This is a genomic window from Terrilactibacillus laevilacticus, from assembly GCF_006517395.1.
Lineage (GTDB): Bacteria > Bacillota > Bacilli > Bacillales > Sporolactobacillaceae > Terrilactibacillus > Terrilactibacillus laevilacticus.
Map to the genome: position 1 here is coordinate 142,595 of NZ_VDCY01000006.1, position 24,692 is coordinate 167,286.

Annotated in this window: 24 protein-coding genes, 9 tRNA genes and 3 rRNA genes; 5 read left to right on the forward strand and 31 right to left on the reverse strand. The window is 38.8% G+C overall.

The window, feature by feature from the left end; translation table 11 throughout:
• Window positions 1–35 precede the first annotated feature (35 nt).
• Window positions 36–1,016: an aldo/keto reductase gene (locus FG390_RS09230; RefSeq protein WP_258311633.1), complete on the forward strand. Its 981-nt coding sequence runs from the start codon at window positions 36–38 to the stop codon at window positions 1,014–1,016.
• 784 nt (window positions 1,017–1,800) lie between these two features.
• Here FG390_RS09230 and FG390_RS16235 read toward each other — a convergent pair.
• Window positions 1,801–1,968, reverse strand: a complete 168-nt coding sequence (locus FG390_RS16235; protein WP_373681547.1) for a GNAT family N-acetyltransferase — start codon at window positions 1,966–1,968, stop codon at window positions 1,801–1,803.
• 253 nt (window positions 1,969–2,221) lie between these two features.
• Window positions 2,222–2,968, reverse strand: coding sequence for an SDR family NAD(P)-dependent oxidoreductase (locus FG390_RS09235; RefSeq protein WP_141190761.1), 747 nt, complete (start codon window positions 2,966–2,968; stop codon window positions 2,222–2,224).
• 168 nt (window positions 2,969–3,136) lie between these two features.
• On the opposite strand from FG390_RS09235, the gene FG390_RS09240 reads away from it, so the two are divergent.
• Window positions 3,137–3,523: a winged helix-turn-helix transcriptional regulator gene (locus tag FG390_RS09240; protein WP_141190762.1), complete on the forward strand. Its 387-nt coding sequence runs from the start codon at window positions 3,137–3,139 to the stop codon at window positions 3,521–3,523.
• A 170-nt stretch (window positions 3,524–3,693) separates the two neighbouring features.
• On the opposite strand, the gene FG390_RS09245 is transcribed toward FG390_RS09240, so the two are convergent.
• From FG390_RS09245 to FG390_RS09260, 4 genes are all read right to left on the reverse strand, one after another.
• A complete protein-coding gene (locus FG390_RS09245; protein ID WP_309147187.1) occupies window positions 3,694–4,512 on the reverse strand; it encodes an NAD(P)-dependent oxidoreductase in 819 nt (272 codons plus the stop codon).
• A 64-nt stretch (window positions 4,513–4,576) separates the two neighbouring features.
• On the reverse strand, window positions 4,577–4,966 hold the full coding sequence (locus FG390_RS09250) for a MerR family transcriptional regulator (protein WP_141190764.1): 390 nt from the start codon (window positions 4,964–4,966) through the stop codon (window positions 4,577–4,579).
• A 541-nt stretch (window positions 4,967–5,507) separates the two neighbouring features.
• Window positions 5,508–5,774 (reverse strand): hypothetical protein, encoded by a 267-nt coding sequence (locus FG390_RS09255; protein WP_141190765.1) that lies wholly within the window; start codon window positions 5,772–5,774, stop codon window positions 5,508–5,510.
• 194 nt (window positions 5,775–5,968) lie between these two features.
• Window positions 5,969–7,150 carry an SH3 domain-containing protein gene (locus FG390_RS09260; RefSeq protein ID WP_141190766.1) on the reverse strand — a complete coding sequence of 394 codons (1,182 nt, stop codon included), beginning with the start codon at window positions 7,148–7,150 and terminating at the stop codon, window positions 5,969–5,971.
• Between the two features lie 550 nt (window positions 7,151–7,700).
• On the opposite strand from FG390_RS09260, the gene FG390_RS09265 reads away from it, so the two are divergent.
• Window positions 7,701–7,925 carry a hypothetical protein gene (locus tag FG390_RS09265; RefSeq protein WP_141190767.1) on the forward strand — a complete coding sequence of 75 codons (225 nt, stop codon included), beginning with the start codon at window positions 7,701–7,703 and terminating at the stop codon, window positions 7,923–7,925.
• Window positions 7,926–8,298: 373 nt separating this feature from the next.
• On the opposite strand, the gene glmS is transcribed toward FG390_RS09265, so the two are convergent.
• From glmS to FG390_RS15775, 17 genes are all read right to left on the reverse strand, one after another.
• Window positions 8,299–10,101: a glutamine--fructose-6-phosphate transaminase (isomerizing) gene (glmS, locus tag FG390_RS09270; RefSeq protein WP_141190768.1), complete on the reverse strand. Its 1,803-nt coding sequence runs from the start codon at window positions 10,099–10,101 to the stop codon at window positions 8,299–8,301.
• Between the two features lie 576 nt (window positions 10,102–10,677).
• Window positions 10,678–12,030 (reverse strand): phosphoglucosamine mutase, encoded by a 1,353-nt coding sequence (glmM, locus tag FG390_RS09275; protein WP_141190769.1) that lies wholly within the window; start codon window positions 12,028–12,030, stop codon window positions 10,678–10,680.
• 58 nt (window positions 12,031–12,088) lie between these two features.
• Window positions 12,089–13,423: a CdaR family protein gene (locus tag FG390_RS09280; RefSeq protein WP_141190770.1), complete on the reverse strand. Its 1,335-nt coding sequence runs from the start codon at window positions 13,421–13,423 to the stop codon at window positions 12,089–12,091.
• Window positions 13,416–14,234 (reverse strand): diadenylate cyclase CdaA, encoded by an 819-nt coding sequence (cdaA, locus tag FG390_RS09285; RefSeq protein WP_141190771.1) that lies wholly within the window; start codon window positions 14,232–14,234, stop codon window positions 13,416–13,418. Before cdaA ends, FG390_RS09280 begins: the two co-directional genes overlap by 8 nt.
• A gap of 607 nt (window positions 14,235–14,841) precedes the next feature.
• Window positions 14,842–15,441, reverse strand: a complete 600-nt coding sequence (locus FG390_RS09290) for a zf-HC2 domain-containing protein (RefSeq protein ID WP_181406443.1) — start codon at window positions 15,439–15,441, stop codon at window positions 14,842–14,844.
• Window positions 15,442–15,448: 7 nt separating this feature from the next.
• A complete protein-coding gene (sigW, locus tag FG390_RS09295; RefSeq protein WP_141190773.1) occupies window positions 15,449–16,021 on the reverse strand; it encodes an RNA polymerase sigma factor SigW in 573 nt (190 codons plus the stop codon).
• 341 nt (window positions 16,022–16,362) lie between these two features.
• A tRNA-Ala gene (locus FG390_RS09300) sits at window positions 16,363–16,438 on the reverse strand.
• An 18-nt stretch (window positions 16,439–16,456) separates the two neighbouring features.
• Window positions 16,457–16,531: transfer RNA gene (locus FG390_RS09305), tRNA-Gly, on the reverse strand.
• A gap of 109 nt (window positions 16,532–16,640) precedes the next feature.
• A tRNA-Lys gene (locus tag FG390_RS09310) sits at window positions 16,641–16,713 on the reverse strand.
• 14 nt (window positions 16,714–16,727) lie between these two features.
• Window positions 16,728–16,812 (reverse strand) — tRNA-Tyr (locus FG390_RS09315).
• A gap of 8 nt (window positions 16,813–16,820) precedes the next feature.
• Window positions 16,821–16,896 (reverse strand) — tRNA-Thr (locus FG390_RS09320).
• 3 nt (window positions 16,897–16,899) lie between these two features.
• Window positions 16,900–16,975: transfer RNA gene (locus FG390_RS09325), tRNA-Val, on the reverse strand.
• 8 nt (window positions 16,976–16,983) lie between these two features.
• Window positions 16,984–17,058, reverse strand: a tRNA-Glu gene (locus tag FG390_RS09330).
• 129 nt (window positions 17,059–17,187) lie between these two features.
• Entirely contained in the window at window positions 17,188–17,547 is a 360-nt protein-coding gene (locus FG390_RS09335; protein ID WP_141190774.1) for an ion channel, read from the reverse strand.
• 148 nt (window positions 17,548–17,695) lie between these two features.
• On the reverse strand, window positions 17,696–17,851 hold the full coding sequence (locus FG390_RS15770) for a hypothetical protein (protein ID WP_181406444.1): 156 nt from the start codon (window positions 17,849–17,851) through the stop codon (window positions 17,696–17,698).
• 123 nt (window positions 17,852–17,974) lie between these two features.
• Window positions 17,975–18,772 (reverse strand): M15 family metallopeptidase, encoded by a 798-nt coding sequence (locus FG390_RS09340; protein WP_141190775.1) that lies wholly within the window; start codon window positions 18,770–18,772, stop codon window positions 17,975–17,977.
• Between the two features lie 457 nt (window positions 18,773–19,229).
• Window positions 19,230–19,397: a hypothetical protein gene (locus tag FG390_RS15775; protein WP_181406445.1), complete on the reverse strand. Its 168-nt coding sequence runs from the start codon at window positions 19,395–19,397 to the stop codon at window positions 19,230–19,232.
• A gap of 471 nt (window positions 19,398–19,868) precedes the next feature.
• Here FG390_RS15775 and FG390_RS09345 point away from each other — a divergent pair, with 471 nt between their 5' ends.
• Window positions 19,869–20,207, forward strand: a complete 339-nt coding sequence (locus FG390_RS09345) for a TFIIB-type zinc ribbon-containing protein (protein WP_141190789.1) — start codon at window positions 19,869–19,871, stop codon at window positions 20,205–20,207.
• A gap of 328 nt (window positions 20,208–20,535) precedes the next feature.
• Here the strand turns inward: FG390_RS09345 and FG390_RS16240 are convergent, their stop codons facing one another.
• Window positions 20,536–20,721: a GNAT family N-acetyltransferase gene (locus FG390_RS16240; protein WP_141190776.1), complete on the reverse strand. Its 186-nt coding sequence runs from the start codon at window positions 20,719–20,721 to the stop codon at window positions 20,536–20,538.
• 231 nt (window positions 20,722–20,952) lie between these two features.
• Between FG390_RS16240 and FG390_RS09355 the strand changes: the two genes are divergently transcribed.
• Window positions 20,953–21,447: a GNAT family N-acetyltransferase gene (locus tag FG390_RS09355; RefSeq protein WP_373681544.1), complete on the forward strand. Its 495-nt coding sequence runs from the start codon at window positions 20,953–20,955 to the stop codon at window positions 21,445–21,447.
• A gap of 111 nt (window positions 21,448–21,558) precedes the next feature.
• Here the strand turns inward: FG390_RS09355 and FG390_RS09360 are convergent, their stop codons facing one another.
• The 7 genes from FG390_RS09360 to FG390_RS09390 form a co-directional block, all read right to left on the reverse strand.
• Entirely contained in the window at window positions 21,559–22,815 is a 1,257-nt protein-coding gene (locus FG390_RS09360) for a GH25 family lysozyme (RefSeq protein WP_141190778.1), read from the reverse strand.
• A gap of 221 nt (window positions 22,816–23,036) precedes the next feature.
• Window positions 23,037–23,495, reverse strand: a complete 459-nt coding sequence (locus tag FG390_RS09365) for a GNAT family N-acetyltransferase (RefSeq protein WP_141190779.1) — start codon at window positions 23,493–23,495, stop codon at window positions 23,037–23,039.
• Between the two features lie 530 nt (window positions 23,496–24,025).
• Window positions 24,026–24,142: ribosomal RNA gene (gene rrf, locus FG390_RS09370) — 5S ribosomal RNA — on the reverse strand.
• A gap of 3 nt (window positions 24,143–24,145) precedes the next feature.
• A tRNA-Thr gene (locus FG390_RS09375) sits at window positions 24,146–24,218 on the reverse strand.
• A 2-nt stretch (window positions 24,219–24,220) separates the two neighbouring features.
• Window positions 24,221–24,295 (reverse strand) — tRNA-Asn (locus FG390_RS09380).
• Window positions 24,296–24,322: 27 nt separating this feature from the next.
• Window positions 24,323–24,439 (reverse strand): 5S ribosomal RNA (gene rrf, locus FG390_RS09385).
• Window positions 24,440–24,559: 120 nt separating this feature from the next.
• Window positions 24,560–24,692 (reverse strand): 23S ribosomal RNA (locus FG390_RS09390); the annotation flags it as partial.

A 24,692-nucleotide genomic window follows, 5' to 3' on the forward strand; every position in this document is an offset into this window, starting at 1 on the left:
GGTATGTGCAGAAAAGGATTAATTTTTGGAGGTGCATGATGGAATATCGAACAGTAGGAAAAACAGGAATTCAGGTTTCCAATTTATGTTTTGGTACCATGTCTTTTGGCGGAGACGCTGATGAAGAAACATCTAAAAGCATGTATAAGCGTTGTCGGGAAGCTGGTATCAACTTTTTCGACACGGCCGATGTTTATGGGCGTTCTGAGGAAATTCTAGGGGAATGTATCGCTCATGAAAGGGATCAAATCGTTTTAACATCAAAGGTGTTCTGGAACACGAGTGCTGATGTGAATTCGAGAGGCTTGTCTCGAAAACATATGATGCAAGGGATTGAAAACAGCCTGCGTCGCTTAAAGACGGATTATATTGATTTTTATTTCGTCCATGACTTTGATGAACTAACTCCAATCGAGGAAACACTAAGGACACTTGATGACTTACAGCGTCAAGGAAAGATCCTTTATCCGGCAGTAAGCAATTGGGCCGCATGGCAAATTACAAAAGCATTAGGAATTTCTGCAAAAGAGCAACTTGCTCGCTTTGAATTGATTCAGCCTATGTATAACCTTGTTAAACGGCAAGCAGAGGTTGAAATTTTACCAATGGCTGCTTCTGAACAAATTGGTGTCATTACGTACAGCCCACTTGGTGCTGGACTTTTATCAGGAAAATATGGAGTGAATAAGCGTCCAGGGGAGGGCCGACTTGTTCAAAATGCCCGCTATCAAGACCGTTACGGTGCCAATGAAGATTTTGTTACTGCTGAACAGTTTACCAAATATGCCGGGGAACATGATGTAAAACCTGCAACTTTAGCAGTAGCGTGGGTAATGGCTAATCCCTCTGTTACTGCTCCTATCATTGGTGCACGTAATTTAAAGCAATTGGAAGATTCATTAGCAGCAACAGATTTTAAAATGACACCAGATATGTATGCTGAAATTTCACGTTTGTCAAGAACACCTGGTCTTGCAACCGACCGAACAGAGATATTGACTGGTAAATGGTCGTAAATTCAATTATAAATATAGTGAGGAATCCGAGGGGATAGTTATGTAAACTGTACCCTTCTTTTTTTCTCTTTCACTAGGCTCCTTGTTCGTAAAAACAGACACTGAATAATTCCATTAATAGTCTACTATGTCCCCATAAAAAAATTAAATTCCACCGCCCTTCCCCTTCTCACTCCCCTCAACCCCTACTCTCCCAAGGACTCATGCCCTCTTTTACTTCTCTTCTACTCTTTGTTATAAAAAAATTAAATTCCGGACTTTTTCTCGATTTTCACTCGTTTATGTAACGATTTTTCACTGATTTTAATAAAAAAATTATGTTCCAGAGTGGAAAGAACGAAATAGAAAACGGAAGATGCACTGGCTCCTAAACTGTTAGGTAGATCACTGGAAAAGACACTAATGTTGATTTATAATAAAGTTTGATTAAAATTCACTCTAAACTTTTGATTTCACCGCATATAAAAAGCCAACATTTTGAATAAAGTTTGATCAAAATGTTGGCTTTCCTTTAATTTCAAGAACTGTTTTTAATAAAAAAGATTGATTATTTTGATCCTCCCTATTCCACTAAAGCACTCCGTTAACTGAACAAAAGTTACATGAAAATTTATATTAAGGTCCCACATTAGGAGGATTTAAAACATGTTCAGCAAAATCATCTGTTCTATACCGTAATGACTCTTGTTGTTCAAAAAGTTTCTCCTTATATAGTCGGTAAGAACATAATTATATCAAATCGTTTGTTTCACTAAAGTGTCAAAGCTGGATAAATATATACGATCTACTTCAATGACCGATTAAATACCTTTTGCCATTTTGTGTTCTCATAACCAACTTTAATATAAAATTGATGAGCTTTTTCTCTATTCCCACCTGAACGCATACTGATTTCTGAATATCCATGCTTCATTGCCCACTTTTCACATTCTTTTAACAAAATTTGTCCTATGCCTCGTTATCTGTGCTGGGCATCGACTACTATTCCACCAAGTTCTGCATATACGCCTTCCAGTAGATGTTTGCCAAAAATATGCGCCCATCCTGAAACTAATCTATCCTGATTCTCATAAACGAATATTGAGTTGAACTTGTTGATTGGTCATATTGACTCCTCCTATAAATTTTATATTTTGCTGCGATTCCGTTACACCATTCCCCATTAACCTTTTTTTGGGACTATTTGTAATCTCTGCGCAGTGAAATTAAACCTGTGCTAGCCCTCCATCTACGAATAATTCAGCACCCGTCAAGTAACTGCTTTCGTCTGAAGCAAGGAAAGATACGACGCTTGCTACTTCTTCAGGTGTCCCAACTTTTCCAGCTGGAACAGTATTTCTGCTATTTTCCAGTACCTCCTCAAGTGCATCACCAAAAAGCTCATCGTAGGCAGGTGTAAGAATACCTCCTGGACTAACTACATTTACACGGATTTCAGTTCCTTTTAGGTCAAGAATCCAGCTGCGAACTAGTGCTCTTAATGCTGCTTTAGATGCTCCATATACACTAAACGCTGGGTTGCCAATTGAACCAGCAGTAGAGCCTGTTACAATAATAGAACCTACTTTGTTCGGGAATAGTGATAACGCTTTTTGAACAGTAAAGATGGTTCCTTTAACGTTAATATCGAACGTTCTATCAACCTGCTCTTCAGTAATTCCACCTAATGGAAGGAAGTTTCCAATTCCTGCATTAGCAAAAAGAATGTCCAACTTACCTTTTTCCTGTTTTATAATGTCATATAGTTTGTCTAAGTCTTCAATCTTAGAAATATCCCCTTGTACACCGGTTACGTTCTTTCCAATTTGGTTAACAGCTTTATCAAGTTCGTTTTGTCTGCGTCCCGTGATATAAACATATGCACCTTCGTTTACAAACTTTTGTGCTGTAGCAAGACCAATCCCACTTGTTCCACCCGTTACAAGCGCTATTTTACCTTCAAATTTACCCATACTTAACACTCCTTTAGAGTTAATTTTATTTTATGTCTATTACCTTTAAGTACTTGAAGAACAACTTACAAGATATAGTATCCTTCAGTAAGCACATTAACGGAAGTACCCACTTTTTTGTGATATAGTAACTAAAAAGTAATAAATGTGGAATGGAGAGGTTTAGACTTGAAAAAATTTAGTTGTGGTTTTGAAGTGACAAAAGAAGTTATTGGCGGAAAATGGAAAGGTATTGTATTATACTTTTTAATGAAAGGACCAAAGAGAACGAGTGAATTAAAGCGCATTGTCCCAAATATAACTCAGAAAATGCTGATTCAAACACTTAGAGAGCTTGAAGCCAGTGGACTTGTGAGCAGAAAGATGTATAATCAAGTACCACCGAAGGTTGAATATTCATCCACTGAACTTGGAGAATCTCTTAAACCTATCTTGCAGGAGCTCTGTCAATGGGGAAGCCATTATGCGGAGCAAGAGTATGCAGAAGGTGAATTTGAAATCTCACAACCAAAAGAGGCTTCTTTAATGAGGAAACCAACTTATAACACCTTATAATAAATGATAAATAAGAAGAACCTATTTTAAAAAAAAGATTGATCAAAATGGGCTCTTTCTTTGTGAAGTATTGTTCAATTTTTATAAAAAGTTTGATCATTTCCTATCTAAGTTGTTCAACAATCGCGCCCTTTAAACGGCACAACGTTTTTTTAAAGTTTGATCAAACTTTATTCCAAATCAGTTCTTAAGAGATCATGTAAAAGACTTGAGATTGGTGTAGGTGACTCCACCTGTTGTGCTGTCTTTTTCAGAAGACCAACATCCTTCAGTGGTATCTCACTCTGATTTACCTCTTTTTTCTCGGCAATCATATTTCCAATGCTTTGATAAATCGGAGCAGGAAACAACGTTTGTGTCAGCATGTTGACGACGGCTTTTGGATTGACACCGTTTTTCTCAGATATCGTAAGTGCTTCCCTTAGAGAATATGAAGCAGAAGTAAGCAGGAAGTTTCCCAAGAGCTTGACAAGCGTAGCCGCTCCAACCTCCTCCCCAAAATCAAAGATACCCTGTCCTCCCATCGCTTTTAGTAGGGGTTGGACTCGTTTCTTAGCTTGCTGCGACCCTGCATAAGGAATCCAAAGCTTTTTGGCAACGGCTGCTTCAGGTCTTCCAAAAATGGGAGCCTCAACGTAGGCACTGCCGTGTTGTGCGTGCATGGCTGCAAGTTTCTTTGCTGTTTCTGGCATCACTGTACTCATAGAAATATGAATCCCATCTGGTCCCAGTTGTCCTAAAAATCCCGGACTTGACACAATGCTTTCCAGAGCCGCATCATCCCACAAAAGAGTCACAACAATTCCACCGGTTGTCACGGCGTCAGTCGGTCGGTTCACCTGTTGCGCCCCCTCAGCAACCAGTGGTTCCGCTTTGCTTGCAGTCCGGTTATACACCCGGAGAGCATACCCAGCATTTAAAAGATTGGACGCCACAGGGAGACCCAAATTACCAAGTCCAATAAATCCGATCATTTCACTCATTTGCATCAATCCTCCTGAATCAGTTGGTTTAAAAACATTACGTTAACGTTATGTTTTGGGTAAAAAAAACCTATCGAGGTTTTTTTTCTTCTAACCAGCGCTCAAAACGTTCAATATGATCCTCTAACTCAGCACGAAATTGCTGGTACTCTCTGATCTTCTGATCTGCTTCAGCGAGATGTTGGCGCAGAACAACGAGCACTTTCTGTTTAGCCTGTACGCCACTAGGATCAATGAAATAGAGATCGATAACGTCCCGAATTTCATCAAGGCTGAGTCTAAGCTTCTTTAACTGGTTAATTTTCCTTAGGCGTGCGAGTGTCTCCTCTGTGTAATAGTGCTGCCCTTGGCCTTCACGCTCTCCTGGAGGGATCAATCCAATGCTTTCATAATATCGAACGGTGCGCGGAGTCACTCCGGCTCGTTCCGTCAATTCACCTATCCGCATGCGGCCATTCATCGCTCATCCCCCAAACGTTACGTTAACGTTATGTTATGTTTATAGTATCATTTGAGCAAGCATTTGTCAAAACCATGTGCTTGTTGCTATATAGCTGTAAAAAAGTCCGTTCCCGCCACCTGCCTTCCCTATATCCCCTTCAAACCCTTATCCCCCAAGGCTCCACACCCTCTTTCCCCCTTCTTTTGACTGCTAAAAAGTTCTTCCCTCAAAGGCCCGTCTTTTCTCGATTATCCCCTCTTTTCTCCACTCTGGGTTGTGCAGAATATTCCGCCTATGTAAAATAGTTGTTCCCTGAACGGGAACGGAATGAAGAGAAAATCAGGAGAAAAGACTTGAAATGTAGCAATTTTGGGATGGTGTTACAGTTGGGAAACGCCTGAAAAAGAACCGAAACCCTACGGGTTATCCAGTGGGGAAAACAACCGATTAGAAACAGGAAAAACGGAATAAGGATTCCTGAAACCCTTATTGGGCAAGGGATTGAGGGCATATTGAACAAAAAAGAAAGACTGGATCGCTACTGGATACAGCCTGAATTTTATTGATTTGATACTGAAACAACTACTCGATTGACGGTTGAATAATGGTTCCATACATAGTGTTGTGGCTGCCGGTTCTTCCTTGATTCCCGCTTTCGCAACAGTTTTTTCCTTATAGCTGTTTTCTTTACGGCTTTTGTTTCGTGATTAGAAGATGCGGCTGAAGTTTTCTCCGCATGATTAGTAGTTAATCCAAATACTAAAGCTAATGCGATGACTACGACAATCGCAGACACACTCACCCAAATTTTCTTATTCTTATTCATTTCTCTTCTTCCCTTCTTGTTATAAAAGTCTAATTTGACTTGCCTATTTTTTTGAATTCCTGTTATTCTATGCCGTTCCTGTAAAACTATTATCCACAGTCAATAAAGTGATGAACGCCACTTCAAAGAGAAAAGAGCAAAACAAAAAAGCCAACAGAAAGTTCTGTTGGCTCTTTGCATTCCCTGATAGAGAATTAGTATTTGTATAGCTCCTGAGTAGGAGTTTGAATGATAACTGGATTCTTTTTAGGATCCAACCATTTTAGGATTTTGACAACATTGGTTTGAGAAGTAGCCGTACATCCAAGTGTGTAATGGTAGTTACCAGTAGCCACATGGAAGAAGATTGCACTACCTTTGTACGGAGTACGTTTCGTGTTGTAGTTGATAACGAAACCGTAATTGTAGGCTGAAACATACATATTTTCAGCACTTCTCCATTGACCTCTTGTTCTACGTTTTGATTGCCATGTGTTATATAGGCGAGAACGTGAGTCATCTACCCAAACATCATCAGTCGTTGTTTTTCTATAATGCAATTTTGTTCCTGGATTGTTATAACGTCCAAAAGCAGTTCCAATGGTGTATTTACCAATTGGAGAACGTTTGCCGCCTTCACTCATTTTAGATTGAGTCGCAAATCCGTATTTACCAATATAGCCTGTTGTGCTTAGAACAGGAATCCATTGGCCTTTGGAATTCTTCTCATATGTGTGAATTTGGGCATAGCTTGTATTGTAACCATTAGCTGTGACGAGGATTAACTGTTTGTTGCTTCCTACTGTCTTCAACTTCGCAGCATAGTTTGTTGGAGCTTTTGGAGCTGCTGGTTTTCTAGTGGTTAGATACTTTGCAGAAACATAGCCTGTTTTACTTCCAACTTTGATTTTGTCCCAAGAACCTTTTGAAATAACGCTAACTGCTTGGTTTTTCTTAACAGTCGTTACGACACGGTATCTTGTGCTTGGACCAGTACGGACATTCAAAGACCTTGCTGTGACATACATGGTTGTCGTTTTGGTAGCTGCTGATTTCACTGCAGTTTTAACTACCACCGCTTTTTTAGTAGGAACTTTAGTTGGTTTTTTAGGCGGATGTAGATTTCTCGTAGTGAGATATTTGTTTGATGCCCAACCAGTTTTACTTCCAACCGTAATTCTATCCCAAGAACCTTTTGTCTCTGTGACTCTGACAGATTGATTCTTCTTAATCGTTGTCACCACTCTGTAATGCGTACTTGGACCCGTTCTTACATTTAATGCACTAGCCGTTACATATTTTGTTTTGCTAGTAGCAGCATGAGCGGGTTCACTCATTTGAATCCCCATAAATAAAACTAACATTGCAACAAGAGTTACGAATACCTTTTTCAACATCTTCTTTCCTCTCCCTCTCAAGTCTTTAACGACTTACCTTGTTTTTACATTACTCATTATTATAGACGGTTTACCTTATATATTTCCAATAGTCAATGGCGTTTTATCAGAAAGAGAGAATGAAATGAAACGCAACTTATTAGTATAAGAGGTCAATAGAAAACTAGAATAGCGATTCAGCTATATCCAAAAGAGGTGAAGAAAGTTGATAGGTTCTTTAATGAGAGAACTCAAGATGATTCAACCTGTTAACAAGGTACAGCCTGTTCGTCTCCACAAAAAGAAAAAGGAAACTTCCAGCTTTAAAGGGCATTTGAAGAAGAGCTTATCTTCTTATCAAGAAGGACAAGGTTCCAAGAAGAATGCTTGTGTTCCTTATGTTCTTAACCCGTTCATTCATTGGATGGAGAAACGATTGAGGAAAAGCCCGACTATGAAAAGGCGATGGCTCAATATCTCTATACGGAAAAGAAACATTCACATTTTGAGGTAAAAGCATAACCTCACATACCATTATTTATTTCAATAGCAGAAAAAGGAGAGAAGAAAAATGGACGTTAATAAGTGGTTAGAAGAAATCGAAAAGAACCGGGAAAAAGTGGAACAAAAAGATCAGGAAAGTAAAGCACAAGGAATCCTAAAAGGCCGTTATATCCGAGAACCTTATGCGGATAGTTATGCCCTATATGAAGTTATCCGTAAGAACAAAAAGAGTGTTCGTATTCGGGTGATTACAGGCATTGGTGTCCCTGCTGGTCTGATACCGACTATGTAACAGCGGGTACCAACTTTGTAGCGTGGAAACCAAGAAAGTTACAGCTACATAGCTTTTTAGAAACAAAAAACACGAGGAAAACTGGAGAGTTGCTCCGATTTTCACTCGTGCTATTTACCGTTTATGTTTGACCATTTTACAAGTTGTTTGACCGTTTACCGTTTATGTTTGACGGAAACAGCTCGATTGCTGAACAACTCTATTGTTACTCAACAATTCTCTAATACACCTTTTGGTTCAGAAATACTTTTCCTTTCACTATAAGAATACCCCTTTAGATAATCCATATCTAAAGGGGTAATACTTCACAACTTTTTTAAAACATCGTGACTTTATTTCAAATCAACAATCATTTAATCCCTTAATCTTTCCTTCACTCAACCGTAACCGACTTCGCAAGGTTTCTTGGTTTATCTACATCGCAGTCTCTTTGCAATGCGGCATAGTAAGCAAGCAATTGCACAGGTATTGCGGCAACAAGTGGTGTGAGGTATTCGTGTACCTCTGGTAATATGATTTGGTCGTCGTCTTCAGCGGTGCTTTCCATGCTGATGATGCATGTGTTCGCACCTCGGGCAGCTACTTCTTTAAGATTGGAGCGTATGCTTCCATTGACATGGCTTTGGGTAGCTAAAGCAATGACTGGCGTGCCTTCTTCAATCAAAGCAATCGTACCGTGTTTAAGTTCTCCGCCGGCGAAACCCTCTGCTTGAATGTACGAAATTTCTTTAAGTTTGAGAGCCGCTTCCATACATACATAGTAGTCTGTGCTACGTCCGATGTAGAAGGCATTACGCGTTGTTTCAAAGTAGTTATGAGCTAAGTGCTCCATTAATTCTTTTTGATCGACGAGAACTTCCATGGCTTGAGCAACCAAGCTTAATTCGTGAATGACATCAAAGTCATGATGAAGGCCTTTACTTGTTGCGATATCAACAGCGAGTAGCGTAAGAACGGCAATCTGTGCTGTGTAAGCTTTAGTTGAAGCTACAGCAATTTCTGGACCTGCATGTAAGAGAAGCGTATGATCGGCTTCACGAGAAAGCGTCGATCCTTGGACATTGGTTAACGTAATCGTTGGGTAGCCCAATTTTTTCACTTGGACAAGAACCGAACGGCTGTCTGCTGTTTCACCACTTTGAGAAATAAAGATAAAGAGTGGTTTTTCAGACAAGAGCGGCATATTGTATGAGAATTCACTCGCAATATGAACTTCCGTTGGTACCTTTGCGATTCTCTCGAGCAGTTGTTTACCAACTAGACCAGCATGAAAACTTGTGCCGCATGCTATGATGTACAAACGATCTGCATTTTTGACGGCGTCACGAATGTCCTGGTCAAGTTCGATTTTCCCGTTTACGCCTTGATAAGCTGTGATGATATTCCGCATAACAGCTGGCTGTTCATCAATTTCTTTTAACATATAATGTGGATAAGTTCCTTTTTCAATGTCGCTGGCATCGAGTTCCGCTGTGAATGGCTCTCTAACTTGAACGTCACCTTGCAAATTCTTGATCGTTATGGATTCCTTTTTTACAATAACAATTTCTTCATCCATAATTTCAAAGAACTGGTTCGTCACTTGTAGCATTGCCATAGCGTCACTTGCAACAACATTAAAACCGTCGCCTTGACCCACTAATAAAGGACTTTTGTTTTTACCAACATAGATGGTTTCTGCATCTTCACTGTCAATAAGTGCAATGGCATATGAACCGTGTACGAGACTAAGAGTGCGGCGAAGAGCTTCCTCGACCGTCATGCTATCATTGACAAATTGTTCAATCATTTGAACAATTACTTCAGTATCCGTTTCACTTTGAAGTGTCACGTTATTGAGATACTCATCTCGGAGCGCTTCATAGTTATCAATGACACCGTTGTGAACAAGCGAAAAACGGCCAGACGCACTTTGATGTGGATGCGCGTTTTCTCTATTTGGTTTACCATGTGTTGCCCAACGAGTATGCCCAATACCCATCGTAGCAAATGTTTCTTGATCTATCCGATCAGCTAAAGCCGCAATACGTCCTTTTTCTTTATAGATATGGACACCATCTAAGTTGGCAAGCGCAATACCTGCTGAGTCATATCCGCGATATTCAAGCTTACGCAGTCCTTCTAATAGAATTGGCTTAGCCTCTTTGTTTCCAATATAACCGACGATTCCGCACATATGGATTTCCCCCTTGTAGGGTAAGAAAACCACCGGGGGCAATTTTCTTACCCCACTTGTTTTAGTATTTTTAAGGCTTCATTAAAAGTCAACAATTGATCCCTTTGATCGTATTGTTCTCCTTTTTGACTCCTCTTATCAATCTCACGTCTTACTTTTGTACAAAAGGTCGCCCTTCTGGTTTGTATAAGACTATCGGGTGTGAGTATCCCGAGAGGTATCCGCCGAACGCTCGATAAACCTCTTCCTCGTCAACTATTCCCTTCTCCGATCTGTGGAATAGTTCTGGCGCTTTATATGAACTTGTCGACCCTACCTTTCCATTCTAGACTCAAGATAAATTCTATTCGAAAGGGACTATCCTTGTCAATCATTTTCTTATTCCCTAAATGTCCTATTCTAATTCATCATTTATCCGTTTTCGATCCAATTCGTTTTAAAAAGTCATGACTTTCGTATTCATTTCTATTAACCTAAACGCATCTGTTGACTGTTCTTAATATAAAATATATGCGCTCAAGGCATGTTTCGTGACCTGTGCGCATATATTTTAGAAACGAGTTTATATGGATCTATTTAGTTCGTTTTAGTACCTAGTTCTTCTTCAACAACGGCCACAATTTTATCAACATAGCGAGCGCAGTCTTCCTCATTCGGTGCCTCGGCCATGATACGAACTAAAGGTTCCGTTCCAGATGGACGAACAAGGATGCGTCCTTGCCCTGACATTTCTTCTTCTACATCTTTTATTACACGAGCGACTTGATCATTTTCCGTCACATGATATTTATCTTTCACCTGTACATTAACTAATTTTTGTGGGAAAGTTTTCATTGATGCAAGTTCAGATAGTTTCTTACCAGTGGCTTTCATAATGCTGACAATTTGCAAGGCCGTGAGCATTCCGTCACCCGTTGTAATGTGATCTAGAAAGATAATATGTCCAGATTGTTCTCCGCCAAGTGAATATCCGCCTGAACGCATTTCTTCCATCACGTAACGATCACCAACGGCCGTTTGTTTTGATTCAATATTTTCTGCCTCAAGAGCTTTATAGAGACCGATGTTACTCATGACCGTCGTTACGAGAGTATTTTTATTAAGCTGCCCTTGTGACTTTAAATATTTAGCGCAAATAAACATAATTTGATCCCCATCGATGATGTTTCCCTCTTCATCAACGGCAATAAGTCTGTCTCCATCACCATCAAAGGCTAAACCAATATCTGCACCTTTTTCTTTAACAAAGTCACTTAATCCTTCTGGATGCGTAGAGCCGACACCATCGTTAATATTCGTACCATTTGGAGCTGCTCCAATCGTGACAATATCTGCCTCTAAATCAGCAAAGAGATGCGGGGCAAGTGATGATGTTGATCCATTTGCACAATCTAAAGCAATCGTGAGACCATTAAAGTCATCTTCCTGAATCGTTTGTTTCAAGAATTGAAGATATTTTTGACCACCTTCAAAATAATCTGTAACCGTGCCTAAATTTGGCCCTATTGGACGCGGAAGATCATCGACTTCCTTATCTAATAAACCCTCAATTTCATGTTCCTCTTCATCGGTTAATTTATAACCGTCACTACCAAAAAACTTAATCCCATTATCTGCAACAGGATTATGAGAAGCCGATATCATGACCCCGGCATCTGCATCCATCGCTTTTGTTAAATAAGCAACGCCAGGTGTAGAAATGACACCTAGACGCATGACTTCAACTCCGATCGAAAGCAACCCAGACACTAACGCCCCTTCGAGCATATAGCCGGATATTCGTGTATCACGTCCAACTAACACTTTAGGGTGCTCCTTTTCTTTTGTTAAGATATATCCACCATAGCGCCCTAATTTAAAGGCAAGCTCTGGGGAAAGCTCACTATTGGCTATTCCTCTTACCCCATCCGTTCCAAAATACTTTACCATTATCAATCTCTCCTTCATATCATGTTCCTAAATATCTATGTGAAATAATCTATTTATATCACGTTGATGTGTCAGACGAATGATCAGATATCTTGACGGTCGCATATTTTGGTAATGCGCTTCCTTCAAATCCTTTAGGCATTGTTAATTTTATGGGCACTTCGTGAACGCCATTATCTAAATCACTAACATCAATGCTTGCAGTAATATCGGAAGAACTTAATTTCTTTAAATCGTCATTCTTACCTGTGACGGTTACATCTATTTTCTTATTACTAGGTTTTTCAAATGTCAATGTCTTGGTAGAATCGGCTCTACTGAATTGTATGGGCACCGCATTAAATTCTTTTGTAGATAAATCACTATCCATTGTTGATGTGGTCTTATCCGTTGATTCTGTCCCTGATTCCGTTTTACTACCATTATTTTTATTATTATCCGATTTTGAAACTTGAACATCTACACTGATGGTTTGCGGACTTATACTTTCAACACCCTTAGGAATCGGAACATTAACTTTGTCTGTTTTGTCTGATGTTAATCCATCAACAGGTACTTCAATGGGTGGAATGGTGTCTATCTTATCCAATATACTTCTATCTGCAAAAATCGTGACTTTATTAACGTTAGGATCCATTCCATCAATTTGGTAACCATCAGCTGGGCTACCTTGTTCTATCAATTTTATAGGTAAATTCTTAGAAACACTAAATATAGGCACTTGAACGTTGACAGTCGCTGGATCGATCGCAACATTCAATTGATTCCCATTTGCATCATAGGCATTTAGAGTCACACTTTTGTTAACGGTCTGGTTAAGACCTTCTACACTCACAACACCCTTGATAAAAGCAATGGAATTGATCATATCCTCGCCACCAGTGACATCTACTGAATCAGGTGTAATCGCAGGATCACCAATATCATAACCTTTAGCGACATCATTTTTATTAAGAATGTCGACACTTGCAGGCATTGATTTGGTTACTTTTTTTTGTAAAGTGACGGTTATTGAATCAGGTACAGAAACCACTTTCAGACCTGATGGAAACCCATCCGTTTCCACTTTAACATTATAAGTTCCAGCTTTCTTTCCTGTTAGATTAATCGAAGCAGACTTAGAATTAAGTAATTTTGCTTTTAAAATTTTATCACTGGGACCTTTTATTTCAAGCTTTACAGAATCTGGAGCACCGGTAATAACATACCGATTGGAGTCGAATTTTACATCTAGCTTTTCTGTCATCGATGTAGACTGCTGATTATCTCCTAATAGATTAGCCTGACTTCCATTAGATGGCTGCTCCGTTGATGAAACAAAGGCATACAATAGAATGGCAGTAAATAGTGATATGGCTCTTACAAACCACGGACTGCGTAACAATTTATCCATTGTGCTTACCTCTCCAATTCCATAGTGAGGAACTATTGACTCCAGAATTTAATTCTTGTGAGAGCAATTCTCTTAATCGATCTTCTGTAATGTCTCTAAATAGTTCTCCATTTTTTGTAACAGAAATGCCTCCAGTTTCCTCTGAAACCACAACTGTTACACTATCTGTCACTTCACTTACACCCATGGCTGCGCGATGTCTTGTCCCGAGTTCCTTTGAAATAAAAGGGCTTTCTGACAGTGGTAAATAACACGCGGCGGCTATCAATTCATTTTCCCTAATGATAACAGCACCATCATGAAGCGGCGTATTTGGTATAAAAACATTAATTAATAATTGTGATGTCAAATGTGCATTTAAAGGAATGCCCGTCTCGATATAATCATTTAAACCAGTTTTTCGTTCTATAGACATAAGGGCCCCTATACGACGCTTGGCCATATAGGATGAGGCTTTAACAATACCGTCAATTGTATGATTATGCTTTTCTTCTTCTGCAACGACCCCACGTGAAAAGAATCTTCCACGGCCAAGTTGTTCAAGTGCGCGGCGTAATTCTGGTTGGAAAATGATAATGATAGCAAGTAATCCCCATGTAATCGCTTTGTTTGTGATCCACTCTAAAGTTCTAAGACCAAAGAAACTACTCAAGAACCAGACAACAATGATGACAAGTATCCCCTTTGCTAATTGAACAGCTTTGGTTCCACGTATCACCATAATCAGTTTATAGACAACATAAGTCACAACTAAAATATCAATGATGTCAGTTAAATAGTTAAGTATATTAAAATGCGCCCATGAAAACATGGCTGTCGTCCTCCAAATTCATTACTTGTATATCTTTCATAATGCAAGTAGGCTATCTAAAATTCAAAACTGTTATTATCTATTACAAAGTGAAAGTAGCCGAATGAGGAGCAAGAAGATTAGGATGGTGCCAGATATGAACTGGTTTCCACTTATATGGAGACTTCCATGCTCTTCGGATGTGTTCATCAATTAACAATCAAGATAATCGATCAAAACGAACATCCGAGATTCGCTGCTTATTATTTGCACTTTTTCGAACTAATTATGAGTTCTTAAAAGCAGCAAATAGGATAACTGATAACTGGGGGGTTCATATAACTTGTCTATTCATTATATCACAAGACTAAATGAAACTTTATTTATACCATGACCTGATGATTAAACTTTTTTTCGTTTATGTAAAACCACCTATATAGCATTATTCGAAAGACTAATATTATACTATGTCGGTCATGACTTAAAAATGAGTTACTCTTTAAAGAGCAACCCATTTTAGCTTATACTCATATTCCTTTATTTTGCGTATTTAATTCTTCCAATATTCATATTGAACAAATAAATTCTCCGTTATTCAACATCTCTAGACGATGCACTGAATATTTATCTAAAATATAATTTGAAAGAAATGCTTGATATGATACCAAACCCAAGAAACCAGTTTGTTAATCTGCTCGATATCACCCGTTACGTGTCCTGCCGAAGCTTGCAGAGATTGACTATTGATGAGAACGACATCACCTTTAACTTTTCCCTCAATTTTCACTTTTCCATTTTGTACAATAAGATCTCCGTTAATTACTTCATCTTTAGGTACAATGACCGTATTTCCCCGATAGGCGATATGTCCCTTCCCGTCTACAGTCGCTTGAAACGAGTTATCATTCCAAGTTGAAAAAATATACCCTGACATAAGAATCATAAATATGGCAGCTGCCACAATGACAGGATGCCGAGTAAACCATCCGCCTACCAATGGTTTCCGATTTGAAGGGAGACGCATCCTCACCGAATCCGTAAATCCAAGGGATGGGTTCGGATGTGGCAATTGGCCTAATAATGAAGTTGAAGTTTGTAACTCTTCATAGTGTTTGCGGCATCTCTCACATGTCTCAATATGCTTCATCAGTTTATCTTCTTCATCGGTTGTTGCATCTCCATCCAAGACTTTATGCATGAGCTGAATGATTCTTTCTGAACAAGCCAAATGATGTTCACCCCTTATTGACATGACGCAAACGTTTCCGTAGTGCTTCTCGTCCACGATGTATTCTTGTTTTAACTGTTCCCACAGGTATGTTCAATATTTCACTGATTTCTTTTAAATTCATGTCTTGAATATATTTTAGAACGATGGCTGAACGATATTTTAGAGGAAGTTGATTAATCTCTTGTTGAATGAGTGCTTGGGTTTCACTATTAACAATCGATTCCTCTGGCAGTGGCTCACCATCCGCTAGTTGAGATTTTAATGTAAAATCCTCAGTACCAGGCAAATCAGCATCTAGGTAAACGCTTGGTTTCTTTTTTCGTAAATAGTCGATTGAGAGGTTTGTGGCAATGCGATAGAGCCATGTTGAAAATTTGCGTTCAACATCATACTTGTCTATTTTCGTGTAAGCTCGAATAAAGGCTTCTTGGGATAAATCTTCAGCCTCTTGTCTATTCCCAACCATACGCAAACAGATGTTGTATACGCCATTTTTATACATATCCACGACTTCAGCAAATGCCAAATGATCTCCCTTTTTAATTTTCTTTATAAGTCGATTAATATCTTCTTCCATCGGTTCCTCTCTTTTGAAACAATATTGTATACGGATGCCTCTACTAAAAGGTTTCAAAATAATTTTATCAAATTTTTTCATATAAAAGGGGAAAAATGAAACAATTTTAGACTTTTTACCCTTTTCATTCTTAAAGAATCACGAAGTAGCCTTTGAAAAGGTGAAACTTCCATCAGTGGAAAGCTTACTAACCGTTAAGGCGGGATAAATTAAAAAAGATCATCTGTCTTTCGTTTTTTTTCAATCCATTATAACTTAAGAAAGGTAAGAATCTACATTTAATTTAACCAAAATAAAAAAACGCAAACAGCTGGTGTCTACGTTTTGGCTTTCCATATGTATGGTGGAGCCTAGCGGGATCGAACCGCTGACCTCCTGCGTGCAAAGCAGGCGCTCTCCCAGCTGAGCTAAGGCCCCATACTATTTATGTAATTTTGGAGCGGAAGACGGGATTCGAACCCGCGACCCCCACCTTGGCAAGGTGATGTTCTACCACTGAACTACTTCCGCGCCTTTAAAATGGGATACGGTAAAGGGAATTGAATCAAATGCGTCCGTTGACGACGACATCTAGAATTTAGCAGTATCTGTTCCGCAATATCCGTGTACTAAGTAAAAGTGAGCCATGGAGGATTCGAACCTCCGACCCTCTGATTAAAAGTCAGATGCTCTACCAACTGAGCTAATGGCTCATATATTTGTTGAGTGGTGGAGGGAGAAGGATTCGAACCTTCGAACTCGTAGAGAGCGGATTTACAGTCCGCCGCGTTTAGCCACTTCGCTATCCCTCCAAAATTGGTGGTGCCGGCCAGAGGACTTGAACCCCCAACCTACTGATTACAAGTCAGTTGCTCTACCAATTGAGCTAGACCGGCATATGGTGGAGGATGACGGGCTCGAACCGCCGACCCTCTGCTTGTAAGGCAGATGCTCTCCCAGCTGAGCTAATCCTCCATATGTATTGGTGACCCGTACGGGATTCGAACCCGTGTTACCGCCGTGAAAGGGCGGTGTCTTAACCGCTTGACCAACGGGCCGTTTAACTCCCCAATCGACGTTTTTTATTATATCTAGTTTGTCCCAACTTGTAAAGCCATTCTTTAAAAGCTTTTATATTCCGAATCTTTCATTTTATTTGTCAGTAAAAACGGTTATTACATCGTTGATCACTTTTTATTATTTTTAAATTTAAAAGGAAATAAGCTAATGTATTGAACAGTGATGACAGCAGGTAAAATATAACCAATAATCGCTTCTATCGTCGCTACCCCTCTAGATAATCCGAATGGCGTGATATCCCCGTAGCCTACCGAAAGCAAGGTAATCGCACTAAAATAAAGCGTTCGTGAAGCATGATCCGCCCACAATGGCATTTCAGAATAAGCATCATGATGATCAATAATAATTCCTAAATCAAAAACATCAAGAAGAATGTAGACAAACGTAAAAAAAACAATAATATTTACACACATAATAAATAGACCAATGGAATTATATATAATACTTCTACGTTGATCATCATTCATTCTTCATTCCTCCTAAAAGCAGGCCCTAGTACATGCCTATGCTTTTAGAAAGAAATTCATGATTTGACTTAAGGAGCTTCTTTTTATGTCTAAATAAAGCGTATATATTCATAACGGAACCCGAATAGGGTTCCGTTTTTTTAACATATTAGCTATTTGGAAACAATTCTTTTTGATCAATCATTTTATTAATACGGCCTTTAACTGCTTGACCCATTTTGTTGTTCGGTTTCATCATTTGATAAGCAACAGCGCCAATACCGATACTTGCCATAATAGGTAACCAGCCTATTCCTTTATTCAACACAACCACCACCGCAATCTTATTTGGTTCACATCATGTGAACATTAGATATATTACCCTTCATTTTTAGAAGTATTATCGATAATTATTGGTAACGATCATGCTATGCAGATCACGGCCCTGTTATTTTGATACTGGAACAGCATGGTAATATTCTTCAAGGGTCCAACCATGTTTAGCTAGCTCTTTTGAGATAGCTACACCAACATATCGAATATGCCACGCTTCAAATTCATAACCCGTTATTTTTTCTTTACCCTCTGGATAACGAACAATGAAACCATAGTCACTCGCATGCTTAATGAGCCATTTAGCTTCTTTCGTGTGGTTAAAAGCGGTAGTCGCTGCATATTTTCCATCAATTCCCGAGACATCAATGGAAAGCCCAGTCTCGTGTTCACTTGTACCTGGTAAGGCACTGTACATCAATGCTTTTTCTTTCCCATCCTTTTTTGCATAGTTATTAAATAAAACGGTTTGTGTGGCATGTGAACGGTAACCGGAGACTCCCGCCAAATCAATGCCGTCCTTTTTTGCTCCTGCAAACAACTTTTCAAGCGCTTTTGCGGCTGGTTTACGTAATTGTCTTTTCTCTATTTTATTTTGAAATAGAAATGGTACATTCGGATACACTAAATCTTTAGGCGCATAATTATCTGGTAATGCATATTGTTTATTAACAAGCACTGAAACACTATCAGGGTTAGCAACAACAGGTAATCCATCGTTATTTTTTTGTGATGTTACTTTGACACTTGGTTTATCTTCAGTTTCGGATTTTTGTTCTACATGGGTGTCTAATTGTTGTGTTGTTTTAATTGATTTTTCAGGAGGCTCTGAAAAATAACGTGTCCAAATTGAACATCCAGAAAAAACAGCCAAAAGCAAAATGAATAAAATAGCACTTGAAATTAAACGCATAAGCAACTCCCTAACTTTATTTTCAATGTTAATAGTATATCATTCGTTGTCTATTTCCAAAATAGGGGATTTTAGATCCTTTACTTTATAGAGGTTGATCAAAAAGTCACCAAATGATAACGCGAATCTTGGTGCCCATTTGTTAGTACGATCCTCATGTAGAGGATAAAGAGGATTTCCAGCCAAAAACGCTCAACGTGTAGTTGGCGCCTGAAGCTACCACATCATGTGGAATGCTGGTCCTAAGGAACTGCACCGCTCTTAGCCTCCGACGCCCAGGACGGGCTAGTACTGGCGTTTCTTGCAGGATGCCAGCGTACTTAGCCAGTAACCCTTTTTATTTGTCACCTTTTTAAACACGGCACTTATAAATTTAACCAAAAAATAAAACCCTACATAAGCGTACGGTTACAAGTTATTTATATTTTATTGGATTAACATATTTGAGGAAGGGTATCTATTGAAGCCATAAGTGGACGAGAAGCGTAATGGTGATGCCAAGAACCACATTGGTGATAAATAATTTCTTACGGAGTTTAATGTTCATGATTTCCAATTGTTTAGCTTGGGATGATTCCTTTTGTAGCATTACATTCTCAGAAAAAGTACCCCGATCATCAATCATTTCATCTACCTCCTACTTTTTTCTACCTTGAGTATAACTAAATGATGTAAAAGTACTGTTAACTCCATGTTAGAATTCCATTAATTTAACTATTAGAGTTTGTTCAAAAAGCCGCCAAATGATCGTTCGAATCTCGGCGTCCTCTTGTTTTCCGGTCCTCATGTAGTATATATAAGAGGATCTCTAGCTAAAATTGCTCACGTCCTGTGGCTGACGTGAAGATACCACATCTTGTGGAATGCCGGTCCTAAGGAACAGCGCCGCTCTTTGCCTCCGACGCCCAGGACGGGCTAGTACTGGCGTTTCTTGCAGGATGCCAGCGTACTTAAAGCTAATAACCCTTTTTGTTTGTCACCTTTTTGAACACGCACTATAAAGCTAATTTTTTGTATATTCACGATAAATTAATGAAACCGTTTTATAATTTTGATCGTAAATAAACTATCTAAATTAAAGAATGGAGTGATTCTTATCTATTGTCCAGTTTGCGATGATGTTCGGATGAAAGAAGTCAATAAAAACCATGTTCTCGTGGATGTTTGTCCAAATTGTAAGGGAGTATGGCTTGATCGAGGCGAATTAGATAAGCTTCTTAAACAAGTCAGCGATGTAGAAGGTCCCTATATAGATAGACAACGATATGATCGTCCTCCTGAATACAACGAAGATCACCATTATAAAAACTATAATGATGATTACGACGATTATCATCATCAAAAACATTACCATCAAGATTATGATAATAACAAATATCCAAAGAGAAAAAAGAAAAAATCAGTTATGGATATGCTCGGCGATATCTTTGATTAATTCAAAAGGACTCCTCGTTCAATAAAATGTACCCTTTATAAAGGACATTTTACAATACGAGAGGTCCTTTTCTTACACATCTTTAACCATGCGTTTGTACCAAAATCATATAATTTTATTTCATCAGTGAACTTAAAGAAGTTGTTTAAAAAGTCACCAAATGATAAGCTGCGAATCTCGGCGCCCTCTTGTTTTTCCGGTCCTCATGTAGTGGGATACAGGAGGACCTTCAACTAAAATCGCTCACGTCCTGTGGCGGGCGCCTGAAGCTACCACGTCATGTGGAATGCCGGTCCTCAAAACAGCGCCGCTCTTTTCCTTCTTGCCTCTAATTTGCCACCTTTTTGAACACGCACTTAAAGCCCATCCTGTTATATAAATCATATGCTCGTAAATTTTCAACATCGACGTTCGGAGATACTTCACGAATGACTTGTGTTTTTGCATTGTCAAAAACTACTTGTATCAATCCACGACCAATACCTTTCCCGCGGTATTCTTCTGATACAAACAAGGAATTTTATTAAAAATATTGGTTTTTCAGTCGCCTTTTGTTTTTCTTGTAGTGTAGGAGGCTCATACCTTCCGCACGTGTCTTTCAACAATCCGCTCTATATTTCAAAAAAACTACCTAAAATCTAAATCCATGATATGCTTTTACTTAATCGGAATTTGGGTGAATCCTGTACAATGCGGTTCTCTAGGAATGGATAGTGTTCACCCTTGATCTAATAAAAATACGGAAGTGATATTGTTGAAAATAAGAGATGCCGTACTAGATGACCTTCCTGCCATGCTCAGTATTTACAATGACGCGATAGTAAAACTCACTTCAACATTTGATTTAGACAAACAAACCTATGAACAACGTAAAATTTGGTTTGATCATCACGGGGACAGATTTCCGCTAATTGTGGCAGAGATAAACGATGAAGTCGTTGGCTATTGTTCTTTATCCCCCTATCGGCAAAAATTAGCGTATGCCCAAACCGTAGAATTATCGATCTATGTTTCAGAAAGTTATCGACGTCAGGGGATAGGAAAAGCCTTAATGTCTGAAATTTTACAGCGTGCACATGAACTTGGCTATCATACCGTCATTTCAGGTATCGTCGGTGGTAATATGGGAAGCATTCAACTTCATGAAAGGTTTGGTTTTATATACATCGGCTGCTTTAAAGAAGTAGGTTACAAATTTAATGCATATCGCGATGTTCATTTTTACCAATACATGATATGAAAAAGACACCACGGGTAGTAACCCCCGAAAGTTAGATTTTTACTCTAGCTTTTGGGGTGCAGTACCTGAGATGGTGTCTTTTGAATTTTATCAAGATCACATGCTTAGTAATCAACCGCCAATTTTATTTGTGTAGGCGACATCTATGTCAACATTTCCTTGAATGCCCGGGACCTTTCCTTTACTCGTGTATTGCCACATGCTTGCTGTACGTCCGAGTGTATTACCCCAACGCGCGACCCATAATAACATACCTTTATTCAGTTTCTTCTCATCCAATTCGTATTGTAGAATAGATGTACTCGTGTAAATGCCAATTTTTTTATATCCTAATTGATTCAATCGTTGATAAAATGTATTTACGTAGGAGGTTAAATTTTCTCTCGTTGTTTGTTTTAATAAATTTTCATATTCCACATCAACAAAAACGTAACCTGTAATTTTTTGTCCTTTTAACTTACTAGCAAAGTACTCTGCTTCTTTCTTTGCTTTATCTGTCGATGTTGCATTAAACATATGATAAACACTTGTTTTAAGACCCGCAGCATTAGCATCCTTTAAATCTTTTTGAAAATACGGATTCACATCGAGTAGTCCGCCAGTTGTCTTAATGGCAACAAAGCCATAGCCCGCTGCCTTGACTTTTTTAAAATCGATAATTGGATTGTTCCTTAGGTGCTGAGCATTTCCTATATCAATACCTTTCTTCAAATAACGCGAGACATGAGTATAATATGTATGTGCATATTTTCCCTTATAACCAATCGTTAACCAATTCCCTTGCTGTGCATATACAGATACTTTTGAAGCGAGAGATTGGGTCCCAATAACTTTATCACTATATTGATCATGTACAACCAATTGATCAGCTGCATAACCTGTATACCATACCTTGGGAGAACCCTTTTTAACACTTTTCGCATTTACATGTGCATAACCAGTCTTATAAGCAATAGAAAGCTGACTCCCCTGCTGGGCATAAACATTTATCGGTTCATTTTTAGGGAGTGTACCCACCGATTTACTTGTGTTTATATCATAGACCGTTAGCCTCGAACCAGCATAGCCTTTGTACCACAATGGAGGTTTACTCTTTGAAACATGTGTCTTGTATGTATAAGCATATTTATGATTAAACATAATCTTATACCAAGAACCCGTTTGTCCATAAATATAAAAAGGTTCATTCTTCGCTAACTTACCTATATACTTGCCATTGGGGGTACTTCGTACAGTTAAAGTGCTAGTCCCATGGGCAATACTTTTTGACATTGCATTGGCCTGATTTTGTAAAGGAAACATTCCGTATAAAAAAACAGTAACCATTAGACACGAAATAAAGACAATGATTGACTTTTTAAAACGCACCGAAAAGCCTCCCTCCTGCTTAATCTATTTACTACTATTCTATCAGAATTTAGGAAAATATGTAATTAAGATTATAGAATCGTAGTTTTATCTCACATTAATGGGCCGTAAAACCCCCATCTCAAAAGGTTAAAAGTATAATCAAGTGCCTTTGTAGAGGATAACTATTCTAAAAAAAGGCTAGATTGGTCAGACTAACAATCGGCGAGGGAAGCTTCACTTTATTTTTGCATATAAATATTTGGGTGGCTGATTTCCATATATCTTTCTGGATCTACTGGGGTAAAACCATACTTAGAATATAAATCATGGGCATCAAGAGTGGCTAATACAATTTTACGTACATTTTTAATACCTGAATAATTCACAATCTGCTCCACTAGACATTTACTGAGACCTATACCTCTATAGCTTGGTAAAATGAAGACATCTGCAAGGTAAGCAAAAGTAGCCAAATCGGTTATAAGGCGTGCAAATCCCACTTGCTTTGCATTTCCTTCTTGAGGATTTCCATTAAAAACACCAAAACAAATGGAATTCTGAATAGAATCTTCTAAAATAGTCATTGGAATCCCTTTACTCCAATAAGCTTCATTGTGAAGAAAGTTATAGATAACATTAATATCTAAATCATTTTTATTAGTTGAAATCGTGAATCCGTCTTTAATAGGAATAATCATTTAGTTTTCCTCCTTTTACATATATATTTGTTAGATTACATTTCCCAACACTCTAGTATCAACCTGGTATCCATTTGGGTTAATGATGGCTTATTTTTTAAGATACCTAATGTATTTAATGTTGTTTTTCAAAGTCATTCGAACTGTACATTCCATTCTTTGTTTACTTCTTATTTTAGCAAATTCATCAAACCACTTGGGTATCATGTTCTCTAATCCTTCCCGTCGTGGTTTGAACAATTGATACTCAAAAAATAACCTTAATTAATTATAGAGACCTATTGGTTGCTCTTACTTTAAGTGAACACGATCATCCGTCTACAACCTTAATCAATCTGAACTTAGGTGAGGGAAGATCAGATTACTAAAAACATCTTCTCCACCATTAACAATTAGATCAACAGTATTCTATCACCAAGACATCTATTATTATTGCCGCATTCTCGATTCTCGTTCCACTTGAATCCAGAACAATTTTGTTTTTTTATGTACAAAAAAGCAGCCAACCTTAAGTTGACTGCTCTCGCTTTGCCTAGCGACGTCCTACTCTCACAGGAGGACAGCCCCCAATTACCATCGGCGCTGAAGAGCTTAACTTCCGTGTTCGAGATGGGAACGGGTGTGACCTCTTCGCCATTGTCACTAGACAGAGCTTCCAACCGGATTTGAACCGATGACCCCTTCCTTACCATGGAAGTGCTCTACCTACTGAGCTATGGAAGCATTGGCTCCACAGGTAGGATTCGAACCTACGACCGATCGGTTAACAGCCGATTGCTCTACCACTGAGCTACTGTGGAATGATCATTTCATTATATACAAAAAATGCCTAGCGACGTCCTACTCTCACAGGGGGACAGCCCCCAATTACCATCGGCGCTGAAGAGCTTAACTTCCGTGTTCGAGATGGGAACGGGTGTGACCTCTTCGCTATTGCCACTAGACATATGAAGGTAATCCTTCAAAACTGAAAGTGAAAGTGCGTCGTACATCATGCAAGTATCGGTGTTGTCACAGGACGTGACGTCTTTAACCGACGTTCCTTGCTTTTAAACAGAAGTTTCTTGGTTAAGTCCTCGACCGATTAGTATCTGTCAGCTCAAGCGTGTCACCACGCTTCCACCTCAGACCTATCAACCTCATCATCTCTAAGGGGTCTTACTAACTTAAAGTTATGGGAAATCTCATCTTGAGGGG

Coding starts and splice junctions, on each gene's coding strand:
- FG390_RS09230 (WP_258311633.1), top strand. CDS start 36: ATGATGGAATATCGAACAGTAGGAAAAACAGGAATTCAGGTTTCCAAT.
- FG390_RS09235 (WP_141190761.1), bottom strand. CDS start 2,968: ATGGGTAAATTTGAAGGTAAAATAGCGCTTGTAACGGGTGGAACAAGT.
- FG390_RS09245 (WP_309147187.1), bottom strand. CDS start 4,512: ATGCAAATGAGTGAAATGATCGGATTTATTGGACTTGGTAATTTGGGT.
- FG390_RS09250 (WP_141190764.1), bottom strand. CDS start 4,966: ATGAATGGCCGCATGCGGATAGGTGAATTGACGGAACGAGCCGGAGTG.
- FG390_RS09255 (WP_141190765.1), bottom strand. CDS start 5,774: ATGAATAAGAATAAGAAAATTTGGGTGAGTGTGTCTGCGATTGTCGTA.
- FG390_RS09260 (WP_141190766.1), bottom strand. CDS start 7,150: ATGTTGAAAAAGGTATTCGTAACTCTTGTTGCAATGTTAGTTTTATTT.
- FG390_RS09265 (WP_141190767.1), top strand. CDS start 7,701: ATGGACGTTAATAAGTGGTTAGAAGAAATCGAAAAGAACCGGGAAAAA.
- glmS (WP_141190768.1), bottom strand. CDS start 10,101: ATGTGCGGAATCGTCGGTTATATTGGAAACAAAGAGGCTAAGCCAATT.
- glmM (WP_141190769.1), bottom strand. CDS start 12,030: ATGGTAAAGTATTTTGGAACGGATGGGGTAAGAGGAATAGCCAATAGT.
- FG390_RS09280 (WP_141190770.1), bottom strand. CDS start 13,423: ATGGATAAATTGTTACGCAGTCCGTGGTTTGTAAGAGCCATATCACTA.
- cdaA (WP_141190771.1), bottom strand. CDS start 14,234: ATGTTTTCATGGGCGCATTTTAATATACTTAACTATTTAACTGACATC.
- sigW (WP_141190773.1), bottom strand. CDS start 16,021: ATGGAAGAAGATATTAATCGACTTATAAAGAAAATTAAAAAGGGAGAT.
- FG390_RS09335 (WP_141190774.1), bottom strand. CDS start 17,547: ATGAATGATGATCAACGTAGAAGTATTATATATAATTCCATTGGTCTA.
- FG390_RS09340 (WP_141190775.1), bottom strand. CDS start 18,772: ATGCGTTTAATTTCAAGTGCTATTTTATTCATTTTGCTTTTGGCTGTT.
- FG390_RS15775 (WP_181406445.1), bottom strand. CDS start 19,397: ATGATTGATGATCGGGGTACTTTTTCTGAGAATGTAATGCTACAAAAG.
- FG390_RS09365 (WP_141190779.1), bottom strand. CDS start 23,495: ATGATTATTCCTATTAAAGACGGATTCACGATTTCAACTAATAAAAAT.